This window comes from Novosphingobium sp. FW305-C-111 (genome assembly GCF_058783565.1).
In genome coordinates, this window is record NZ_JBYSYP010000003.1 from 155824 (window position 1) to 175792 (window position 19969).

16 protein-coding genes and 1 tRNA gene are annotated in these 19969 nt (G+C 66.2%); 9 read left to right on the forward strand and 8 right to left on the reverse strand.

The annotated features are described in order from the left end of the window. Positions 1–2: 2 nt before the first annotated feature. Positions 3–1814 carry a bifunctional metallophosphatase/5'-nucleotidase gene (locus tag AC3WLD_RS04955; RefSeq protein ID WP_492555821.1) on the reverse strand — a complete coding sequence of 604 codons (1812 nt, stop codon included), beginning with the start codon at positions 1812–1814 and terminating at the stop codon, positions 3–5. Positions 1815–1967: 153 nt separating this feature from the next. Between AC3WLD_RS04955 and AC3WLD_RS04960 the strand changes: the two genes are divergently transcribed. Beyond that, on the forward strand, positions 1968–2603 hold the full coding sequence (locus tag AC3WLD_RS04960; protein ID WP_492555822.1) for a TetR/AcrR family transcriptional regulator: 636 nt from the start codon (positions 1968–1970) through the stop codon (positions 2601–2603). On the opposite strand, the gene AC3WLD_RS04965 is transcribed toward AC3WLD_RS04960, so the two are convergent. Both AC3WLD_RS04965 and gyrB read right to left on the reverse strand, forming a co-directional pair. Continuing rightward, positions 2600–3166 carry a VOC family protein gene (locus AC3WLD_RS04965; RefSeq protein ID WP_492555823.1) on the reverse strand — a complete coding sequence of 189 codons (567 nt, stop codon included), beginning with the start codon at positions 3164–3166 and terminating at the stop codon, positions 2600–2602. The two genes, AC3WLD_RS04960 and AC3WLD_RS04965, sit on opposite strands and share 4 nt — an antisense overlap. 84 nt (positions 3167–3250) lie before the next feature. Continuing rightward, positions 3251–5767 (reverse strand): DNA topoisomerase (ATP-hydrolyzing) subunit B, encoded by a 2517-nt coding sequence (gyrB, locus tag AC3WLD_RS04970; protein WP_492555824.1) that lies wholly within the window; start codon positions 5765–5767, stop codon positions 3251–3253. Between the two features lie 128 nt (positions 5768–5895). Between gyrB and AC3WLD_RS04975 the strand changes: the two genes are divergently transcribed. Further along, positions 5896–7308: a M20/M25/M40 family metallo-hydrolase gene (locus AC3WLD_RS04975; protein ID WP_492555825.1), complete on the forward strand. Its 1413-nt coding sequence runs from the start codon at positions 5896–5898 to the stop codon at positions 7306–7308. 345 nt (positions 7309–7653) lie between these two features. Further along, positions 7654–9210 carry a class I adenylate-forming enzyme family protein gene (locus AC3WLD_RS04980; RefSeq protein WP_492555826.1) on the forward strand — a complete coding sequence of 519 codons (1557 nt, stop codon included), beginning with the start codon at positions 7654–7656 and terminating at the stop codon, positions 9208–9210. A 16-nt stretch (positions 9211–9226) separates the two neighbouring features. Here the strand turns inward: AC3WLD_RS04980 and AC3WLD_RS04985 are convergent, their stop codons facing one another. The 3 genes from AC3WLD_RS04985 to AC3WLD_RS04995 all read right to left on the reverse strand — a co-directional run bounded on the left by AC3WLD_RS04985 (position 9227) and on the right by AC3WLD_RS04995 (position 12337). Continuing rightward, complete coding sequence (locus AC3WLD_RS04985; RefSeq protein WP_492555827.1) at positions 9227–9715, reverse strand: ankyrin repeat domain-containing protein; 489 nt, start codon at positions 9713–9715, stop codon at positions 9227–9229. 213 nt (positions 9716–9928) lie between these two features. After that, entirely contained in the window at positions 9929–11800 is a 1872-nt protein-coding gene (locus AC3WLD_RS04990; protein ID WP_492555828.1) for a PHA/PHB synthase family protein, read from the reverse strand. Positions 11801–11920: 120 nt separating this feature from the next. Beyond that, complete coding sequence (locus tag AC3WLD_RS04995; protein ID WP_492555829.1) at positions 11921–12337, reverse strand: hypothetical protein; 417 nt, start codon at positions 12335–12337, stop codon at positions 11921–11923. Between the two features lie 67 nt (positions 12338–12404). On the opposite strand from AC3WLD_RS04995, the gene AC3WLD_RS05000 reads away from it, so the two are divergent. The 6 genes from AC3WLD_RS05000 to AC3WLD_RS05025 all read left to right on the forward strand — a co-directional run bounded on the left by AC3WLD_RS05000 (position 12405) and on the right by AC3WLD_RS05025 (position 17501). Next, the gene (locus AC3WLD_RS05000) at positions 12405–13070 is read left to right on the forward strand and encodes a DUF2306 domain-containing protein (protein ID WP_492555830.1); all 666 of its coding nucleotides are present in this window, start codon (positions 12405–12407) and stop codon (positions 13068–13070) included. A 46-nt stretch (positions 13071–13116) separates the two neighbouring features. Then, on the forward strand, positions 13117–14316 hold the full coding sequence (locus tag AC3WLD_RS05005; RefSeq protein WP_492555831.1) for an LL-diaminopimelate aminotransferase: 1200 nt from the start codon (positions 13117–13119) through the stop codon (positions 14314–14316). A 200-nt stretch (positions 14317–14516) separates the two neighbouring features. After that, positions 14517–15128 (forward strand): winged helix-turn-helix domain-containing protein, encoded by a 612-nt coding sequence (locus AC3WLD_RS05010; RefSeq protein WP_492555832.1) that lies wholly within the window; start codon positions 14517–14519, stop codon positions 15126–15128. Between the two features lie 21 nt (positions 15129–15149). Then, positions 15150–15947 (forward strand): crotonase/enoyl-CoA hydratase family protein, encoded by a 798-nt coding sequence (locus AC3WLD_RS05015; RefSeq protein WP_492555833.1) that lies wholly within the window; start codon positions 15150–15152, stop codon positions 15945–15947. 19 nt (positions 15948–15966) lie between these two features. Next, positions 15967–17346, forward strand: a complete 1380-nt coding sequence (locus AC3WLD_RS05020) for an RNB domain-containing ribonuclease (RefSeq protein ID WP_492555834.1) — start codon at positions 15967–15969, stop codon at positions 17344–17346. A gap of 81 nt (positions 17347–17427) precedes the next feature. After that, a tRNA-Cys gene (locus AC3WLD_RS05025) sits at positions 17428–17501 on the forward strand. 193 nt (positions 17502–17694) lie between these two features. On the opposite strand, the gene AC3WLD_RS05030 is transcribed toward AC3WLD_RS05025, so the two are convergent. Together AC3WLD_RS05030 and AC3WLD_RS05035 are read right to left on the reverse strand one after the other, a co-directional pair. Beyond that, a complete protein-coding gene (locus AC3WLD_RS05030) occupies positions 17695–18699 on the reverse strand; it encodes an amidohydrolase family protein (RefSeq protein WP_492555835.1) in 1005 nt (334 codons plus the stop codon). Positions 18700–19110: 411 nt separating this feature from the next. Further along, positions 19111–19932, reverse strand: coding sequence for a helix-turn-helix domain-containing protein (locus tag AC3WLD_RS05035; protein WP_492555836.1), 822 nt, complete (start codon positions 19930–19932; stop codon positions 19111–19113). Positions 19933–19969: the final 37 nt, after the last annotated feature.

Consider the following 19969-nt stretch of genomic DNA (forward strand, 5'->3'; position numbering starts at 1 on the left):
ACTTACTTGATGATGCCGTTGATCGTCGGCGGCTTGGGCGGGGTGGCGGCCGGGTTGAGGTCGCTTACCCGGTTTTCCATCGGAACGGCGCGGGCGGGCTCCGCCTTCAGCCAGGCTTCGAGCGCGTCGATGTCGGGCATACCCTGCACGGCGGCCCGCTGCTGCGCGAGCAGGGTGTAACTGTCACCACCACTGGCGAGGAAGCTGTTGGTGGTGACGCGGTAGGTCTTCGCCATGTCGAGCGGCGCGCCGAGAAAGGTGATCGACACGATCCGCTCGCCCTTGGGCCGGGTCACGTCGAAGCTGTAGGCGAACCCCTGCGACGGGCTGAGCAGCTGGAACGGCCCGTTTTCGTCGAGCCCCTGCTCGAGCACCGTCTTGATCTCCGCACCGGTCAGCGACTGGGTCACCAGCGTGTTGTTGAACGGCTGGATCGCATAGAGCTGGCCGAAGGTGAGGCCGCCATCGGGCGCGGGGATCAGGATGCTCGGGCTGCGGATCCCGAACGGGTTCATGAACGCGATCTGCGCGCCCGCCGATTTCGTCGCTGCGAGCTGGGCGTCGGCGATCAGGTTGCCGAGCGGTCCGCCAGTGCGCGATGCGTCGCCGTTCGGGCGCTCGGCGATTCCGGCGAGCTTGCCCACGGGGCGCTGGGTGAACTCCTTCGCCGCCGCGCTATACTTGGCGACGTATTCGGCGATGTCGGCGCGGGGCTGGAACTGCGGGTAGAGCGCGGTGGCGCGGATATCGCCGCGCGCGTTGGCATACCCGGGGCTCTGCACGATCACCTGCCGCGCGTCCTTGGCGACGACCTTGCCGCTCTTGGGATCGATCGCGATGCGGATGTCGGTGATCAGCTCGCCGAACACCCCGGCGCTGGTCAGCAGGAACGGCTTGGCCGGATTGATCTTGCCGTAATCGCAGACATAGGCCCAGTGGGTGTGGCCCGATACGACCACGTCGACTTGCGCGCTGAGCTGGTCGAGGATCGGCAGGATATCGCCGTTGAGGCCCTCGCAGCCGGATGGGTCGGGCTTGCCGGTAGTGCGGCCGCCCTGGTGGATCAGGAGGACGATCGCGTCGGCGCCCTTGGCCTTCAGCTGCGGAACGAGCGCGTTGATCGTCGCCGCCTCGTCCTCGAAACGCACGCTGGCGATCGCATCGGGCGAGACGAGGCTGTCGGTGCCCTTGAGGGTCAGGCCGATCAGGCCGACGGTGACCTTGTTCCTGCCGGTGCCGAAGCTCCTCAGCGCGGTCGCGGGGAAGAGGGTGCCGCTGCCGTCCTTCCTGACGACGTTGGCGGCGAGGAACGCGAAGCTCGCACCCTTGAACGGTTCGACCTGGCACGGCTTTTTCATCGTGTACTGGGTACAGCCGCCGGTCTGCTTGCGGACCAGCTCGTCGACGCCCGCGTCGAACTCGTGGTTGCCGACCGCGTTGAAGTCGAGCCCGATGCGGCTCATCACGCTCACCGCCGGCTCATCGAGGAACAGTGACGAGGTCAGCTGCGAGCCGCCGATCAGGTCACCCGCCGCGACGGTCACGTGGTTGGGATACTTGGCCCGTACCGTATCCACCGCGCTCGCCAGCCACGCTGCGCCGCCGGCCGGGACGGGCACCACGGTCCCGTCGGGCTGGACCGCCGGGACCGACTGGTTCGGCGCTTCGAGCGCGCCGTGAAAGTCGTTGAGCGCGACGATTCCCACTTCGACCGGGCGGCTCGCGGAGGAGCCCGCCATCGGCGCGGCGCAGGCCGAAAGGAACACGGGAGCGGCGAGCGCGAGCGCGCGCGCAAAACGGGGGGTGCGGATCATGCGGGGAAGCGACTCTCGAGGCAGTGGTAACGTCTGAAACCGCCTAGCCGAGCGAGGTTGCAAGTTGAAGGCAAACTTCATGGCCCACCGGTCATTGAAGCGGCGCGAAGCCTATCCTAGATTGGCGAAACCCCAGGGAGGAACGCCGCCGCCATGACGCGCGAGCAATCTGATTTCGAAGCCGGTCGGCAGCGGCTGCTCAGTATCGTCGTCACCATGATCGAGGAACGCGGCAGCTCCGCCCTCAGCATGGCCGAGATCGCCGGCCGCGCCGGCATGGCCGTGTCCGGTCTCCAGCGTTACTTCGAAAGCCGCGAGGATCTGATCGAGGCAGTGGCCGAGCACTGGTTCCAGCCGAAGGTCGCGATCATGGAAGAGGTCATTGCCAGCGACCTTCCCCCGCGGCGCAAGATGTTCGAATTCTTCGCCCGCCGCTTTATCCGGATGAAGGCCGAATGGGAGCGCGACCCGATCGCGTTCGGCACGTACGCCGAACTCGGCCGTGAGAATTTCGAGCTGGTCCGCTCCTATGTGGACCTTGGTGACCATTACCTGTCCGAGATCATCGCCGAGGCGATGGGCGAAGGTTACTTCGCCGGGCTCGAGGTCGACGAGGCGTTGAGCCTCGTCAACCAGATGGTCTCGGTCTACGTCAATATCGGGGCGATGGAGACCATCATGCCCAAGCTGAACGAAGACAAGCTCGCCCGGATCATCGACGCGGTGTTCGACGGCCTTTCCGCGCAGGACCGCGGGGCCAGGGGCGTGGCGGGGTTGCGGGCGGCTTAGCCGAAGCCGTGTGCCACCGGGATCGGACTTGGCGGACCCGGGGGCAGCGCCAGCAGTTCGGCCTCTGACGCACCTTCGGCACGCCGGGCGATCCACGCTTCCGGGTCCCACTCGACCCCCACCGGATTGGCGTGGAAGGCCTCGCTCTCCATGAACCGCATCGCCTTCTCCATCGGCAGCGCGTCGACCTGGAACTCCATCCGGTTGCCGTCCGGATCGCGGTAGTAGAGCGACAGCGTGGTGCCGTGGTGGATCCGCCAGTACGGCTCGACCCCCGCCGCCTTGAGCCGCGCGTAGGTATCGAGCAGCGCGCCGGTATCGGCATAGGTGTAGGCGACGTGGTTGGTGCCGATCTCCCCGCGCGCATCGGGTGAGCCGCCGGGGTTGATCACGTCGAGGTTGGCGAAGGCGAAGCGGTGGTGTTCGTCGTCGTAAGTGAGGAACGCCAGCCCCGGATCGCGGTGGACGACCCGCGCCTCGAACACGTTCTCGTACCAGGCGATCATCTCGTCATAGCGCCGCGTCTGGTAGACCACGTGCGCGAACTTGACCGGTTTGACCATGCGGCATCTCCCCTTGCCTCACGGCCCGGATCGTCTGCCTATCGTGCGTGTCACGCAACCGCAATTTGCGGTTGCGTGACACAATCACACGTCCAAATTCGCCACGTTCAGCGCGTTTTCCTGGATGAAGTCGCGGCGCGGTTCGACGACGTCGCCCATCAGGCGGGTGAAGATCTCGTCGGTGACGTCGGCATCCTCGACCTTGACCTGAAGGAAGACGCGGTTTTCCGGGTCGAGTGTGGTTGCCCAGAGCTGATCCGCGTTCATTTCGCCGAGGCCCTTGTAGCGCGAGATCGCGAGGCCCTTGCGCCCGCTGGCGAGCACCGCATCGAGCAACTGAGAAGGACGGGTGATGCCGTCCTTACCCGGCCCGCGGCGCGTGGCGGTTTCGGCGGGGAGATCGCCCTCGCCATCCTCGGTTTCGGCCGGCTCGGGCTCTGCCGCCGCCGCGCCGCCCTTCACGAGGAACGCGGGCTGGGCATAGACCTCGGCGACCTCTGCGGAGAGGCGGGCGAGCTTGCGGGCCTCGGCGCTGGTGAGGAACGCGGCCTCGATGATGTGGTGGTCGGTGACCCCGCGCCACAGCCGCTGGATGTGGTAGCCGCCATCTTCGGAAAGCTGCGCGGTCCACTTCGCCTCGCGGTCGCCGCGGTCCAGCCACTGGGTCGAAAGCACCAGCGCCGCTTCGCGTCCGGCGCGGTCGAGGTCCGGGGCGAGCGCGCCGGCCAGCGCCAGCGCCTCGACGATGCCCTGGTCATAGCGGTTGGGGACAAAAGCCATCAGGCTGCGCATCCGCCGGGCCTGCTCGACCAGTTCGGCCAGGTCCGCACCGCTGCGCGCGCCGCCCGCAGTCTCAAGGATCCGTCCCGCGAGACCTGCCTCGACGAGGTAGCGGTCGAGCGCGTCGTTGTCCTTAAGGTAGACCTCGCTGCGACCCTTGGCGACCTTGTACAGCGGCGGCTGGGCAATGAAGAGGTGCCCGGCCTTGATGATCTCGGGCATCTGGCGGTGGAAGAACGTCAGCAGCAGGGTGCGGATGTGCGCGCCGTCGACGTCGGCGTCGGTCATGATGACGATCTTGTGATAGCGCAGCTTGTCGAGATTGAACTCGTCGCGGATGCCGGTGCCCATGGCCTGGATCAGCGTGCCGACTTCCTTCGAGCCGATGATCCGGTCGAACCGCGCGCGCTCGACGTTGAGGATCTTGCCCTTGAGCGGCAGGATCGCCTGGTAATGGCGGTCGCGCCCCTGCTTGGCCGAACCGCCTGCCGAGTCGCCCTCGACCAGGAACAGTTCGCACTTCGACGGATCGCGCTCCTGGCAATCGGCGAGCTTGCCGGGCAGGCTGGCGATGTCCATCGCCCCCTTGCGCCGGGTCAGTTCGCGGGCACGGCGGGCCGCCTCGCGCGCCGCGGCGGCGTCGATCACCTTCTGGATGACCTGCTTGGCGTTGGCCGGGTTCTCCTCGAGCCACTGCAGCATCCGGTCGGCCATCAGGCTTTCGAGCGGCTGGCGCACCTCGGAGCTGACCAGCTTGTCCTTGGTCTGCGACGAGAACTTGGGATCGGGCAGCTTGACCGAGACGATCGCGGTCAGGCCTTCGCGCATGTCCTCGCCGGAAAGGTTGACCTTTTCCTTCTTCAGCAGGCCCGATTTCTCCGCATAGCTGTTGAGCGTGCGGGTCAGCGCGGCGCGGAACGCAGCGAGGTGGGTGCCGCCGTCACGCTGCGGGATGTTGTTGGTGAAGCACAGGACGTTCTCGTAATAGCTGTCGTTCCATTCGAGCGCGACGTCGATGCCGATGCCGTCGCGCTCGCTGCTGATCGCGATCGGATCGGGCAGCAGGGCGACCTTGTTGCGGTCGAGGTAGCGGACGAACGCGGCGATCCCGCCCTCGTAGTAGAGGTCGTGTTCCTTGATCTCCTCGTGACGCTTGTCGCGCAGAAGGATGCGCACGCCCGAATTGAGGAAGGCGAGCTCGCGGTACCGGTGCTCGAGCTTCTCGAAATCGAACTCGGTGACGTTCTTGAATGTGTCCGTGCTGGCGAGGAAGGTCACGCGGGTGCCCTTCTTCCCTTCGGGCGCGGGACCGACGACGCGCAGCGATTCCACCGCGTCGCCGTGGGCGAACTTCATCCAGTGCTCCTCGCCGTCGCGCCAGATGGTCAGCTCGAGCCATTCCGACAGCGCGTTGACCACCGAGACGCCGACGCCGTGAAGCCCGCCAGAGACCTTGTAGGCGTTGTCGTCGCTGGTGTTCTCGAACTTGCCGCCGGCGTGGAGCTGGGTCATGATGACCTCCGCCGCCGAAACGCCTTCCTCGGCGTGGATGCCGGTGGGAATGCCGCGGCCGTTGTCTTCGACCGAGACCGAGCCATCGGGGTTGAGTTCGATCAATACCAGGTCGCAGTGCCCGGCCAGTGCTTCGTCGATGGCGTTGTCGGACACCTCGAAAACCATGTGGTGCAGGCCCGAGCCATCGTCGGTGTCGCCAATGTACATGCCGGGGCGCTTGCGGACCGCGTCGAGGCCCTTGAGGACCTTGATCGAATCCGCGCCGTATGCGTTCTGGTTCGGGGTGTTTTCGGGTGTTTCGGACATAGCGAGCCTATAGGCACTGCGGGCGCAAAACCCAAGCGAAACGGGCGCTTTTTGCACAGGCGGCGAGGGTCCTTTCCAAGGTACGCGAAAGCTGGTGAAATGCCGCCGGTTCAAGGAGAAAGACCCGCATGCGCAAGACCCTCGCCGCCCTCGCCCTGGGCTGCACGCTTCCCGCCTCGCTCCACGCCGCCGACGCCCCGCTGCGGCCCGACCAGGCAGCCTTCCGCGAGACGTACCGCGAGCTGGTGGAGACCAACACCACGCTCTCGGCCGGCGACTGCACGCTGGCCGCCCGGCGGATGGCGGCGCGGCTCAAGGCGGCGGGGATGAAGGACGACCAGCTGACAATCTTCACCGATCCGGCGCATCCGAAGGAAGGCGGGCTGGTCGCGGTATATCCGGGCACCGCCAGGAAGGCGAAGCCGATCCTGCTGCTCGCGCACATCGACGTGGTCGAGGCCAAACGCGAGGACTGGACCCGCGACCCGTTCACGCTGGTGGAGGAAAACGGCTATTTCTATGCGCGCGGAGCGATCGACGACAAGGCGATGGCATCGGTCTGGGTCGATACGCTCTCCCGCTTTGCGCAGTCGGGCTACAAGCCGCGCCGCACCGTGAAGATGGCGCTGACCTGCGGCGAGGAAACCTCGGGCGCGTTCAACGGGGCGGAGTGGCTGGCGAAGAACCAGCGCGCCCTGATCGATGCCGAATTCGCGCTCAACGAAGGTGGCGGCGGACGCAGCGACGGCAAGGGCAAGCTCCTCGTCCAGTCGCTGCAGGTTGGCGAGAAGGCCTACCAGGACTTTACCCTGACCGCGACCAACCCCGGCGGGCACAGCTCGCAGCCGGTGCGCGCCAATGCGATCTACGACATGGCCGATGCGCTCGTGCGCATTCGCGAACACGAGTTCCCGGCCGAGTTTACCGACACGACCCGTGCGTTCTTCGCCAAGGCCGGCGCACTGCGGCCCGACGAGACGGGCAAGGCGATGGTTGCGCTTGCCGCCAACCCGGCTGACGCGTCTGCGCTGGCGGTGGTCGACAAGGACAAGATGCTGCACTCGATGCTGCGCACGACCTGCGTCGCGACGCTGATCGACGGCGGGCACGCGCTCAACGCCCTGCCGCAAACGGTCACCGCCAACGTCAACTGCCGGATGTTCCCGGGGCGCACCGCCGAGGAGACCCAGGCCGCGCTTGCCGCGGCTATCGGCAATTCGGCGATCCGCATCGAACCGGCGGTCAGGGACAAGCCGATCGCAAAGTCACCCCCGCTCGATCCACGGATCGTGGGGACGGCGGAGAAGCTTCTCGCGCAGCATTTCCCCGGCGTGCCGCTGGTGCCGACAATGTCTACCGGGGCGACCGACGCCGTCTATACCGGTGCGGCGGGCATCCCGACATACGGCGTGCCGGGCATGTGGGGCGATCCCGATGGCAACGGCGCGCACGGGCTCAACGAGCGCATCGCCGTGCGCTCGCTGTACGATGGGCGCGATTATCTGTTCGACCTCGTGAAGGCGCTCGCCGCGCTCAGGTAGCGCCGACGTGAAGAGGCCGCCGTGCCATCGGGCGCGGCGGCCGCTTCATGTGGATTGTGCGTGTCCGCGGCTCAGATGAGCGTCGCGGTGAACATCAGGCCGCTGGTTCCGGCGGCGATGATGATCGGCAGCACAATGCTGGCAATGCTGCGCATGGGCTTTCTCCCCTTGAGGTTCGGCCTTCGCAGGCGGGTCCCCCCCAGGACCTCCGCACCGAGGTGCTGGCGGGCAAATAAGTGGCGCAATGAAATGTTGCAAATGCGAACAAGGTTCGGCCAGTTGCAGGAATCGCAATCGTGATTGCCGGAGATTGCGTCTGGCGCACGCCTCTGGAAAGGAGCGGGGATGACTACGCCTGCTGCTGAAGACCTGCTCGATCGACTCTCCGACCCGATGGGGTCGTTCCCCGCGATGCTCGCTGGCTGGGCGGAGATCCATCCCGGCAAGCCTGCCCTGCATGACGAAGCGACGACGCTGAGCTGGGGCGGGCTTGCCGACCGGGTCGAGCGGCTCGCGGCGCGGCTCCAGGCGGACGGGCTGGCGCGGGGGCAGGCGGTGGCGATCCTTGGCACGAGCAGCGTGGCCTACGCGCTCGTCTACCTTGCGGCGATCCGCGCGGGCGGCTGCGCCGCGCCGCTCACCACCAGCGCCAGCGCCGGGCAGCTGAATGCCATGCTGGCCGACAGCGGCGCGATCCACCTGTTCATCGACCGCGCCAAGATCGCGGAACTGGCGGGCAATCCCGATTTCACGGTTCCGGCCGGCACCGCGCGGATCGTGCTCGACGCGGAGCTCGACGCGTTCATGGCCTCGCCCGGAACCGCCGCCCCGCCGTTCGAACCCGGCGAAGACGACCGGTTCAACATCATCTATTCCTCCGGCACCACCGGTACGCCCAAGGGCATCGTCCACTCGCACGGGATGCGCTGGCGGCAGGTCGGGGCGCGCGCGGCGATGAGCTATGGCACCGATGCCCGGGCCCTGCTCTCGACCCCGCTCTATTCGAACACCACTCTCGTCACTTTCCTGCCGACGCTGTACTCGGGCGGCTTCGTTTCGATCATGGGGAAGTTCGACGTTGCCGGGTGGCTCGGCCGGGTGCAGGACCTCAAGATCACCCACGCGATGCTGGTCCCGGTGCAGTACCAGCGGCTGATGGACTTCGCCGGCTTTGACGACTTCGACCTGTCGAGCCTCCGGGCCAAGTTCTGCACTTCGGCCCCGTTCTCCGCCGATCTCAAGCGGCAGGTGCTGGCGCGGATGCCGGGCGGGCTGACCGAATACTACGGGATGACCGAGGGCGGGGTGTCGTGCGTGCTGATGGCGCACGAGCACCCGGACAAGCTCCACACCGTCGGCCAGCCTGCGCCGGGGCACGAGCTCAAGGTGATCGACGAGGCGGGCAACGAACTGCCGCCGGGTGAGGCCGGGGAACTGGTCGGCCGCTCGTCGGTGATGATGCTGGGATACCACAACCAGCCGGAGAAGACTCGCGAAGGCTACTGGACCTGCGCCGGGGGCCTCACCTGGCAACGCATGGGCGACGTCGGGCGACTTGATCCGGATGGGTTCGTTGAACTCGTCGGGCGAACCAAAGACGTGATCATCTCCGGCGGGTTCAACATCTTTCCGGTCGACCTCGAAACCGAACTGCTCAAGGACCAGCGCGTCGCCGAGGCCGCGGTGATCGGCGTGCCCTCACCCCAATGGGGCGAAACCCCGGTCGGCTTCGTGGTCCTGAAGAATGGGGGCGAGGACTCGCTCGAGGACATCCGCCAGACCGCCAACGCGCGGCTGGGCAAGACCCAGCGGGTGTCAGCGCTCCACGCCATCGACGAGATGCCGCGCAGCCACATCGGCAAGCTGCTGAAAACGGAATTGCGGGCGATGGTTGGGGGGTGACGCGCGGAGTCGTATATCAGCGAACCCGCACTTTCGATTCCGAAGAAAGGATCGCCTGTAACTTCTCGTTGTCCGAAGCTTCAGGCGAACCATGACGAAAGGCGCGAATATTCGAAGTTTTGAGTAGATCGTCCAGGTTGGTCTTGTAACCGCGCTCAAGCAGCAGGATTGCTAGTCCCGGCCTGCCAAGCGCGACTGCTTCTTCAGCGATGGGCAGGCCTTTCCGAGGAATGGCGTTCACGTTCGCGCCCGCTTCCAGCAATATGAAGAAATTGGTCCAGTCGCTTGTCTCGATACCGAGGCGCAGAGCCTCCCTGAGCGGGTAATGATTATCCGTCTCGTCTGCCATATCAGGGTCACCGCCATGCCTGATCGCTTCGCAGAGAAAACCACCGCGCCGTCCCGCAGAGGCTATGGTTGCAGAAATGCCTCCGGGTTGGAAGGCGTTCGGATCGGCGCCGTCGTCGAGGAGCTGACGAAAGGTGTCTAGGTCACTACCACGCACTGAGCGTGCGAGGTCTGCGATCCGATCTGCCTTATTCTGGGGCACGTCCGAATGCGTTGCGCGGCATTCCGCAACAGTCGCACTCTCTACAAACGGCTCAAATTCACTGCAGGTCTTGCACCTGCTCGCCTCTGCCGCCGAGCACGGTGGAGCGAACACCAAAGTGAGAAGCGAAAGAAGCGATGCCCTGAGTAGCATGAGCGTGCGCAGTCCCTACCGCGTCTTAACATACGTCCCCGGCGCGTCCTCGATCACCCTGTCCCCCTTGCCGCCGGGCGCGCGCTTGCCGGTCGCCTTGACCGTTTCGGGCGTGCGCGCACGGATCCACTCGATCCAGTCGGGCCACCAGCTGCCCTTGGTCTCGGTCGCGCCGGCCTTGAATTCCGCAAGGCTCTGGGGATCGTTATCGTTGAGCCAGTACTGGTACTTGCCCGCGGCCGGCGGGTTGACCACGCCGGCGATGTGACCCGACCCGGCGAGCATGAACTTCCATTCGCCGGCCAGGTGCCGGGTGAGTTTCCACACGCTTTCGGCGGGCGCGATGTGGTCGTCGATCCCGGCCTGGATGTAGCACGGCGTCTCGATCTGCTTGAGGTCGATCGGGGTGCCGTCGATCACGATCGAATCCGGGATGACCAGCCGGTTGTCGCGGTAAAGCTCCTGCAGGTACGCCTTCTGCCACTTGAACGGCAGGTTGGTGGTGTCGCCGTTCCAGTGGAGCAGGTCGAATGCCGGATAGTCCTCGCCCAGCAGGTAGTTGTTGACGACGTAGTTCCAGATCAGGTCGGTGCTGCGCAGGGCGTTGAAGGTCGCCGCCATGTAGCGTCCGTCGAGATAGCCGTCGCTGGTCATGTTTTCATAAAACGCGATCTGCGCGGGATCGCTGAGGAACGTCTTGAGATCGCCGGCCTTCTCGAAGTCGACCTGCGCGGTGAAGAAGGTGGCGCTGGCGACCTTGTCCGCCTGTCCGCGCCGGGCCATCAGTGCCAGCGTCGCCGCCAGCGTGGTCCCGCCGACGCAGTAGCCGATGGTGTGGACGTTTCGCACCTTGAGCCGATCGCGAACGAAGTCGATCGCCGCCACTTGCCCCAGGATGTAATCGTCCCAGGTGACGTCGGCCATGCTCGCGTCGGCGCTCTTCCACGATGTCACGAACACCGTCAGCCCCTGCTCGACCGCCCAGCGGATGAAGCTGTTCTTCGGGTTGAGGTCGAGGATGTAGAAGCGGTTGATCCACGGCGGGAAGATCAGCAGCGGCGTTGCCAGCACGTCAGGCGTGGTCGGTGAGTACTGGATGATCTGGTAGAGCGCGGTCTGGTGAACGACCTTGCCAGGGGTCGCCGCGATGTTGCGGCCGAGCTCGAAGGCGTTGGGATCGGTGTGGGTGAGCTGGCCCTTGCGCAGGTCCGCCAGAAGGTGCTCCGCGCCCTTGACGAGGTTGTCGCCCTTCGTCGCCAGCGTCCGTTCCAGCACCACCGGGTTGGTCAGCGGGAAATTGGCCGGGCTCAGCGCCTCGGTGATGGTCTTGGTCGCGAAGCGGAGCTGGGCGCGCTTGTCCTCGGGCAGGCCCTCGACCTCGTCGACCATCTCGGCGATCCGTTCCGCCAGCAGCAGGTAGGTCTGATGGATCAGCGCGAAGACCGGCTGCTCGCGCCACTTCGGGTCCTTGAAGCGCTTGTCCGAGCGGGGTAGCTCGGGTTCGCCCTCCTTCTTCGCCCCGCCGATGCCATAGGCCCCCAGCACCCCGGTCCACAGCGCGAGGCTTTCCTCCCACAGCTTGACCTGCGTCTCGGCTTGCGTGACCGGCAGCAGCTTCATCCAGTCGGTGGCCATCGTCCCCCATTTGCCGAGGTCCATCAGCTTCATGGCTGCCGGTTCGGCCTTGGCCGCCTGCTCTGCACTGAAATCGAGCCACATCTTCTGCAGCTTGGCGACCGAGAGGCTCCAGTGCTGAAGGTCGGATGCGTCGGGCAGCTTGAGCTCGGTGCCAGGCACGGCCTGCGTGAACAGCGACTGCACGGCGTCCATCTGCTGGCGGACAAGATCTTCGAAAACGGTCGCGTCGCCGGCCGGGCGGTCTGGCATGGTCAGTCCCTTGTTGTCCCTCGCTGCCGATATAACCACACAATGACCGCCCTGTGACCCCCCTGACATGGCGCGATCACGATTTCGGTCCTGCCATCCGGCCGGGTTGCGGCGAATCGCTCAGCGGCTGCGGCAGGTCGCTCCGCCGGTCCGGCGATATTCGGCATGGAACGTGGGCATGCTGTCGGAACGTCCGCCGAAATCGTAACCGTCGCCGAGGTAGAGCTCGATCATCCGCGGGCCGGGGCCGCCCCCTTCGACGTACCCTTCGTAATTCGCGATCTGCACGTTCTTGCGGGTCTTGCCCCACTTGCCGTGTCCGAAAAGTACCGACTGGCCATCGGCGTGCTTCGAGAGGAAGCGGAACAGAACTCCGCCGCATGCTCCGTTGTCGGCGACGCTCACGCCGCAGAAATCGTTGCCGCATGGGGCGATGTCGATGGTCTTGTAGGCCCGGCCGCGCGCGGTGAAAACGGGCCGGTCCTCGCTCACCGTCCAGCGCCCGTAATAGGGACTGTTGGCGGCGGGGGCGGACAAGGCTGGCGCCGAGGCAAGCGAGGCGGCGGCAATCGACAGGAGCGCGAGGGAATGGGATAATGGCTGCATGGCACTCTCCGCTTCTGCCGCGTATCCGTGGGCCCGGCTTGCCGGGCGGGCGCTGGCGGCGCTCAGCCTAGCAGGAATCGTGGTCCTTGTAAGCATCGTGGCCTTCAAGGCCCTGCATGCGCCGTTCCTCGTCGACGACTTTCCCGAGGCGCTGGCGGTCAAGGTGGAACTCCTCCCGGCGGTGTTCCCGCTGCACATGGTGAGCGGCGGGCTGGCGCTGGTGCTGGTCCCGCTGGCCATGGCCCTCCGCATCTCTCCGCGGACCCGGCGCTGGCACCGCTGGGCCGGCTATGTGGCCGCGGGCGATGTCGCCATCGCCGGGGTGACGGCGTTCCCGGTCGCGCTGATGGCTCCGGTCACACCGGTTTCCGCCTGGGGGTTCGCGGCGCAAGGCTTTGCCTGGCTGTTGCTGCTCGTCCTCGGCGTGCTGGCGATCCGCCGCGGTCGCGTGCGGTTGCACCGCGCCTGCATGCTGATGATGGCCGCCGTCACCAGCGGCGCCGTGTTCTTCCGCCTCTACCTGGGCGCGTGGGCGTTGTGGGGCGACTTTCGCCATTACGAAGCGTTTTATGCTGCCGATGCCTTCGCCGCATGGACCCTGCCGCTCGCCGGGACCGCGATTTTTCTCAAACGGACTGGCGCATTTGCGCCGGATCGCGGATAAGGCGCGCCGGCTCCGCAGTGGGGCCGTCACTCTTGGAAAAGGTCTGATGGACGAAGAATTCTACCGCATGAAGCGCCTGCCGCCCTACGTCATCGCCGAAGTCAACGGCATGCGGGCAGCAGCACGCGCCGCCGGTAGGGACATCATCGACCTCGGCATGGGCAATCCAGACCTGCCGCCCCCGCAGCACGTGATCGACAAGCTGTGCGAGGTGGCGCAGAAGCCGGACGCCCACGGTTACTCTGCCTCTTCGGGCATTCCCGGCGTGCGCAAGGCGCAGGCGAACTACTATGGCCGCCGCTTCAACGTCGACCTCGATCCCGAGACCGAGGTGGTCATGACGATGGGTTCGAAGGAAGGGCTCGCCAGCCTCGCCACCGCGATCACCGCGCCCGGCGACGTCGTGCTCGCCCCGAACCCGAGCTATCCGATCCACACCTTCGGCTTTATCATCGCCGGGGCGACGATCCGCTCGGTGCCGACGACGCCCGACGAACGCTACTGGGAATCGCTCGAGCGGGCGATGAAGTATTCGGTGCCGCGCCCCTCGGTTCTGATCGTCAACTATCCGGGCAATCCGACCGCCGAGACGGTCGACCTTGCGTTCTACGAACGACTGGTGGCCTGGGCGAAGGAGCACAAGGTCTGGATCCTCTCGGACCTCGCCTATTCCGAGCTCTACTACGACGGCAACCCGACCCGCTCGATCCTCGAAGTGCCGGGGGCGAAGGACGTCGCGGTGGAATTCACCTCTATGTCGAAGACCTTCTCGATGGCCGGCTGGCGCGTCGGTTTCGCGGTCGGCAATCGCAAGCTGATCGCGGCGCTCAAGCGGGTCAAGTCGTACCTCGACTACGGCGCCTTCACCCCGATCCAGGCCGCGACCTGCGCCGCGCTCAATGGCCCGCAGGACATCGTCCAGAAGAACCGCGAGCTCTACCAGAAGCGCCGCGACGTGATGGTCGAAAGCTTCGGCCGTGCCGGGTGGGAGATTCCCAGCCCCAAGGCCTCGATGTTCGCTTGGGCCCCGCTCCCGCCGGCGCTGATGCACCTCGGCAGCCTGGAGTTTTCCAAGCAGCTCCTGACCCATGCCGAAGTCGCGGTTGCACCGGGCGTCGGTTACGGCGAGGACGGCGAGGGGTATGTGCGGATCGCGATGGTCGAGAACGAGCAGCGTCTCCGCCAGGCCGCGCGAAACATCAAGCGCTACCTCCAGAGCATGGGCGTCAACACCTCGGCGGCATGACCTTCCCCCGTCTGGAAGGATACTCATTCCGATTCCGAACAGTCTCGCTTTTGCGGGACTCGCCCCTGCGTGCCATCGCCAAGGTCTGATCGGGCGACGGGAGCGGCCGGATGCTTGCGTTCTGCTGGTATTCGAGCCGCCGCCTCCCGGCCGCCTGTGACCTTGCGCCGAGCGGGTGGCGACGGGCACCGGACCCCGACTTGACCGGCCCGGCGCCCGAGGGCTGCGCGATTCTTGTCGACCATCTCTGGATCAGCTCCGCCCAGCGCCTGACCATCACCGCCGCCGCGGCCGAAACGCGGGCGCGCGTCCTCTGGCTCGGAGTCGAAGGCGGAGCCCAGCGCGCAAGGCTGCTTGCGGCCGGTTTCGGCGACGTTCTCCCGCCTGATTCCGCCCTCGCCGAAATCGAACAGCGCGCGCTGCGCCTGTTGCGGGTGCGTGAGGACGCGGCATTGCTGCGCCGGGCCGGCCCGGTCCTGCTCGATCTCGCCCACCGCGACGGGTGGAGCGAGGGCCGGCGGCTGGCGCTCCATCCGATGGAGTTCGCGCTGCTTTGGCGGCTGGCGGGCGAGCCGGGCCGGGTCGTGCCCCGCGCCGAGCTGCTGCGCGACGTGTGGCAGCTGCCGTTCGACCCCGGCACCAACCGGGTCGAGGTCCATGTCAGCCGCCTGCGCCGAAAGCTTGCCGCGGCGGGGGCGGGCGGTCTTGTCGAGACCGGGCGCGAAGGTGGCTACCGGATGGTATCGGTGCTAGCGCCGCTCCGCAGGATTGCCGCTGGACCCGCGCGGTCATTTGCGCGAACAGGGGCGTGAAGAGAGAGGAAAGGCTGCCTGATGAATTTTCGCGACCGCGTCGACGTGACCATCGAAAACCATGTCGCCCACGTCCAGCTCAACCGACCGGACAAGATGAACGCGCTCGACGACGACATGTTCGAGGCGATCATCGAGGCCGGCCAGTCGCTCTTCGAAGCGAGCGGGGTGCGCTGTGCGGTGCTGTCGGGCGTGGGCCGTTCGTTCTGCGCGGGGCTCGACCTGTCGTCGATGGCCAAAGTCGGCCGCCATGATGCGCAGCCGTTGCCGGTGCGCACGCATGGCAACTGCAACCGCCCGCAATATGCCGCGATGATCTGGCGCAAGTTGCCGATGCCGGTGATCGGGGCGATCCACGGCGTGTGCTTCGGCGGCGGGCTGCAGATCGCCAGCGGCCCGGAAATCCGCATCGTCGCGCCCGACGTGCGGATGGCGGTGATGGAGAGCAAGTGGGGTCTCGTTCCCGACATGGCCGGATACCCGCTGTGGCGCGGCTCGGTGCGCGACGACGTGCTGCGCGAGCTGACCTACACCCACCGCGAATTCAACGGTGAGGAAGCGGTCCGCTTCGGCTTCGCCACCCACGTCGACGCCAACCCGGTCGAGCGCGCGCTGTCGCTCGCGGCCGAGATCGCCAGCAAGAACCCCTTCGCGATCCGCGCCGCCAAGGCGATCAGCAACAAGTGGTACGACAGCAGCGAGGACGAGCTGCTGCTCGCCGAAAGCCGCCTGCAGCACGAGCTGATCGGCAGCCGCAACCAGCTAGAGGCGGTCAAGGCCGGCCTCGAAAAGCGCAAGGGCGAGTTCGTCGATCCGTGACCTTGCGCGTTACGCCTGAATGAAGGCGCTTCACGATCCCGAGGGCGTGCTCGCGCGCGGTCTGGCCGCGATCCGCGAACAGTTCCAGGTGCCTTCAGGCTTCCCGCCCCAGGTCCTGGCCGAGGCCGAGGCGGTCGCTAAGCGCGCCTTCACACAGCATGCCGACCGCACCGACTGGCCGTTTGTCACGCTCGACCCGGCGAGTTCGACCGACCTTGACCAGGCCTTCATGATCGACGCGGACGGCACGGACCTGATCCTGCGTTACGCGATCGCCGACGTTGCCTGGTTCGTCGACGATGGCGGCGCGCTCGACACCGAGGCGTGGGCGCGGGGCGAGACGCTCTACCTGCCGGACGGCAAGGCCGGGCTTTACCCGCCCGTCCTGGCCGAAAACGCGGCGAGCCTGCTGCCAGCGGGGCCGCGCGCCGCGGTGATCCTCTCTGTGAGGGTCGGTCCCGATGGCGAGGCGCGTCTGGATGGGGCCGAGCGCGCGGTGATCCGCAGCCGCGCCAAGCTAGCCTATGCCAGCGTTCGCGAGGTCGAGCTCCCGCCGCATTTCGCCGAGTTCGCTCGCCGTGTTTCCGCCGCCGAAGAACGGCGCGGCGCGGCCCGTGTCGATCCGCCTGAGCAGGAAGTGGAGAGCCTCGGCGGCGGCCGCTTCGCGCTCGCCTTCCGCCCGCGCGTGGTGGCCGAAGACCGCAACGCCGCGCTTTCGCTCGCCGCGAACCTCGCCGTCGCGCAGGCGCTGTTCTCCCACAGCACCGGCCTGTTCCGGGTGATGGCGGGTCCCGACGCGGCCGGAGTCGCACGCCTGCGCCAGACCGCCGCCGCCTTCGGGATCGACTGGCCCGCTGCGAAGGGCCTCAAGGACTTCGAGCAGACCCTTGACCGCCGCCAGCCCGCGCACGCCGCGCTGATGCTGGCGATCCGGCGGGCGGGGCAAGGCGCGGGCTATGCCCCGTTCCGCGCGGGCGAAGTGCCCTGGCATGCGGCGATTGCCGGGACTTATGCCCACGCCACCGCACCCTTGCGCCGGCTGGCCGACCGCTTTGTCCTGCGCGCCGTGCTCGCGGTGGCGAACGGCGAGCCGGTGCCGGAAGCGGTCACGAACGCGTTCCAGCGCCTGCCCGAAGTCATGGCCCGCGCCGACGCGGTCGCCGGGCGGATCGAGCGCGCGGTGGTCGATCTTGCCGAAACCGTCATGCTGCGCGGCCGCGAAGGCGAGGGCTTCGCCGCGGTGGTAACCGACAGCGACGGCAAGACTGCACGCATCCAGCTCTGCGACCTGCCGGTGGTGGCACGGGTCAATGCGCCCGCGGCGCCGGGGAGCCGCCTCTCGGTCAGGCTCGAGCGCGCCGACGCCGACAAGCGCACGCTCCACTTCGCCCCGGCCTGAGCGCGAGCACCCAAAGAATCGGATTGCCCGAACCGCCGATCCCGGCTAACCGCGCCGTTCTCGCACGACCACGCGATCGAAGGCCCGATGGCGGAGTGGTTACGCACCGGACTGCAAATCCGTTTACGCCGGTTCGATTCCGGCTCGGGCCTCCAACCGTTTCCGACAAAACGATGTGTGACAGCTGAACCCTGGAAGCGGCGCGGTTCCGCAGGGTTTGTCGGATGATCGGCTGGTCTCTGCTGTCTCCGCTTGCGCTGTTTGCCGGTGAAATTGGCGGATAATGACCCAGAGTCTCCGTGGCCAAAGGAGCAGCGACGGAATTGGCCGAAAGGGGAAGCTACGGGCTCAAAGGCCAAGTCGGTAAATGCGGTTGGCAGTTCCAAAGAACAGCGAATGCCTGTCCTCGTTCGAATAACTTCGAGCCATCTTCTTGAATGCATTCCACAGCACCGGATAGCTGCAGGACAGGCCATCGACCGGAAAATTGCTCTCGAACATGCATCGTTCGGGCCCAAAGCGTTGAATTGCTTCCTCGATCAGCGGCCCCCATGCGGCGACCAGCTCGTCGGAAGAGGGTGGCAGCGGGCTTTCGTGGAAGGTGTAGCCGGCAAGGTACATGCCTTGTCCTCCAAGCTTTACCACCACGTTAGGGCAGGCGGCGATCTCGGCCAGGAGCGGCCGCCATTCCTCGATCGCCTCGGCCTGCATCCCGGCATAGGGCCCGATCGCCAGTGGCGAGCCCAGGTGATCCATTACGATCGTTGTCTCGGGGAAGTCTTGCGCCAGCCGGACGAGTTGGGGAATTTGGTAGTGGAAGAGGCAGGAGTCGAAACTCAGCCCGCGCGCCGCCAGCAATGGAAAGCCGCGGCGAAAGGGCTGCTGATCGTAGATCAGCGGATCAGGATCGCCGCGCCTGATGAAGGTCGGGTCCGTACAGGCGAGTTGGCGGACACCCTTCATTCTTCCCCGCGCCGCAGCGAGATGTGCGTCAAGTACTGCCTCGGCGTTGCCATGCGCTAGGTCTATATTTGAGATGATACCTCGGCACACGCCAGTCCTGCAGCCTTGGCGATCGGCTTCGTCTCCCTCGCTTGCAGCGTAGGCGGTTTCCGCCACGGGACGAAACTCCTCTGGCCCGTCCTCGGCATAGTTGGCGTGGGCGTCGACATAGACGGTCGCAACGACATTATGTCCGCTCTCCACATCACGCCTTATTTCGTCGAGGCGGTAGGGCCCTTCCTGATAGTGCTCGGTCCCCGGCCAGAGGTGGTGGTGGGGATCGATGATCGGGCGGCTTGGATCGAGAATTTCCTCGATCCAAGCCGCGCGCCAGTGATCACGGTTGTCCATCAGAACCTTGATTCATGACTTGGGGCTATGGTCAATTGGGTTCGTCCCTTTTCAAGATTGGGCTCGGAGAGTTAGACGCCCGGTGCGCCGCGAAGACCACGTAGGTGCGCGTTGGCGTGGCTGAGCACTTGCAGCACGTCGCGGCCCCGCGCCCGAAGGTGGCCTTGTACTCGGTGAGGTCTTCCAGCAGCACTGGGCTCTGCTCTCCTTCGTCCAAGCCGGAGCATTTCCCCGTTACGGCTTTTAGGGATTTCATCAACAAAGCCATAGGTGTCCAGTATCTTGGGCGGATACGGCAGAGCCAATCTGGGGTGTTTTCTGCCAAGTCCCCAGTCATTTCCCGTTTAACAGGCAACTTGGTCACACAGAAACCGGTTAGCCAAAGACTGCCCACACCTCCACATTCCCCCTTCAGCCAATCCGGTTGAAATAGGTCGTTTCGAGCCTCGGCAAGCCTTGCGCAGCCCAGATGATCGTTTCGGTCATCGACTTGCGGTCTTTCGACACCGTGTAGACCCGGGTCGAAACCGGCGCATTGTCCATGCCCAGCGTCATCACCAGCGTGTCGGGAGAAGGATGGCGCAGCGCGACGGTGTTGAACGAGGGAATGTTGCCCGCGATGCGGAAGGGGGTGCCGTCGGCCGCACCGGTGGAGTCGGCCTGCATGGTCGATCCGTCCGGCGCGACGATGGCCACACGGGTCGTCCACTTTCCATCATCGGCTTCGCGGAAGGCGATGGTGACCTGCCGCGGACGTTCGGCCTCCGGGATGCGGCTGACGTCGAGCGACCACTCACCGGAGAGCGGCGAAGGGCCCGAAGTTGCCGCATGGCTTGCGGCAGAGGGGACGGCTTCCATCGAAGGGGCCTGGGCGAGGGCGAGGCCGAGTGCGGCGGCCGAAGCGGCAATGATCATGACAGCGATTCCTTTCGAGCGATGGGACCCGCCGGTTGCGGGCTGCGGCTGGACATCGGCGGGCGCGTCCGGCTTCGAAAGGTCGATATTCCTGTCCCAGGTTTTTTGGGCCGCGACGATGCGTGCCAGTTCGCGGCTGCTGCCGATCCCGGTCTTTCGCCGCGCGTCGCGCAGGCGCTCGTTGACCGAGGCTTCCGACCGGCCGAGCTGTGCGGCGATCGTCTTGGCGGTGTGCCCGGCGGCAAGCAGGCGCAGCGCCTCGAGTTCCTTGTCGGTCAGGTTGGCCAGGGCGGCAGGCTCGAGCGCCGTTTCAGACATGCCCGGACGTCACCACAGTGGCCGCCATGGGTCCATC

Coding starts and splice junctions, on each gene's coding strand:
- AC3WLD_RS05020 (WP_492555834.1), top strand. CDS start 15,967: ATGAAGGCGCTTCACGATCCCGAGGGCGTGCTCGCGCGCGGTCTGGCC.
- gyrB (WP_492555824.1), bottom strand. CDS start 5,767: ATGTCCGAAACACCCGAAAACACCCCGAACCAGAACGCATACGGCGCG.
- AC3WLD_RS04980 (WP_492555826.1), top strand. CDS start 7,654: ATGACTACGCCTGCTGCTGAAGACCTGCTCGATCGACTCTCCGACCCG.
- AC3WLD_RS05015 (WP_492555833.1), top strand. CDS start 15,150: ATGAATTTTCGCGACCGCGTCGACGTGACCATCGAAAACCATGTCGCC.
- AC3WLD_RS05035 (WP_492555836.1), bottom strand. CDS start 19,932: ATGTCTGAAACGGCGCTCGAGCCTGCCGCCCTGGCCAACCTGACCGAC.
- AC3WLD_RS05005 (WP_492555831.1), top strand. CDS start 13,117: ATGGACGAAGAATTCTACCGCATGAAGCGCCTGCCGCCCTACGTCATC.
- AC3WLD_RS04960 (WP_492555822.1), top strand. CDS start 1,968: ATGACGCGCGAGCAATCTGATTTCGAAGCCGGTCGGCAGCGGCTGCTC.
- AC3WLD_RS05000 (WP_492555830.1), top strand. CDS start 12,405: ATGGCACTCTCCGCTTCTGCCGCGTATCCGTGGGCCCGGCTTGCCGGG.
- AC3WLD_RS04975 (WP_492555825.1), top strand. CDS start 5,896: ATGCGCAAGACCCTCGCCGCCCTCGCCCTGGGCTGCACGCTTCCCGCC.
- AC3WLD_RS04990 (WP_492555828.1), bottom strand. CDS start 11,800: ATGCCAGACCGCCCGGCCGGCGACGCGACCGTTTTCGAAGATCTTGTC.
- AC3WLD_RS04965 (WP_492555823.1), bottom strand. CDS start 3,166: ATGGTCAAACCGGTCAAGTTCGCGCACGTGGTCTACCAGACGCGGCGC.
- AC3WLD_RS04955 (WP_492555821.1), bottom strand. CDS start 1,814: ATGATCCGCACCCCCCGTTTTGCGCGCGCGCTCGCGCTCGCCGCTCCC.
- AC3WLD_RS05030 (WP_492555835.1), bottom strand. CDS start 18,699: ATGGACAACCGTGATCACTGGCGCGCGGCTTGGATCGAGGAAATTCTC.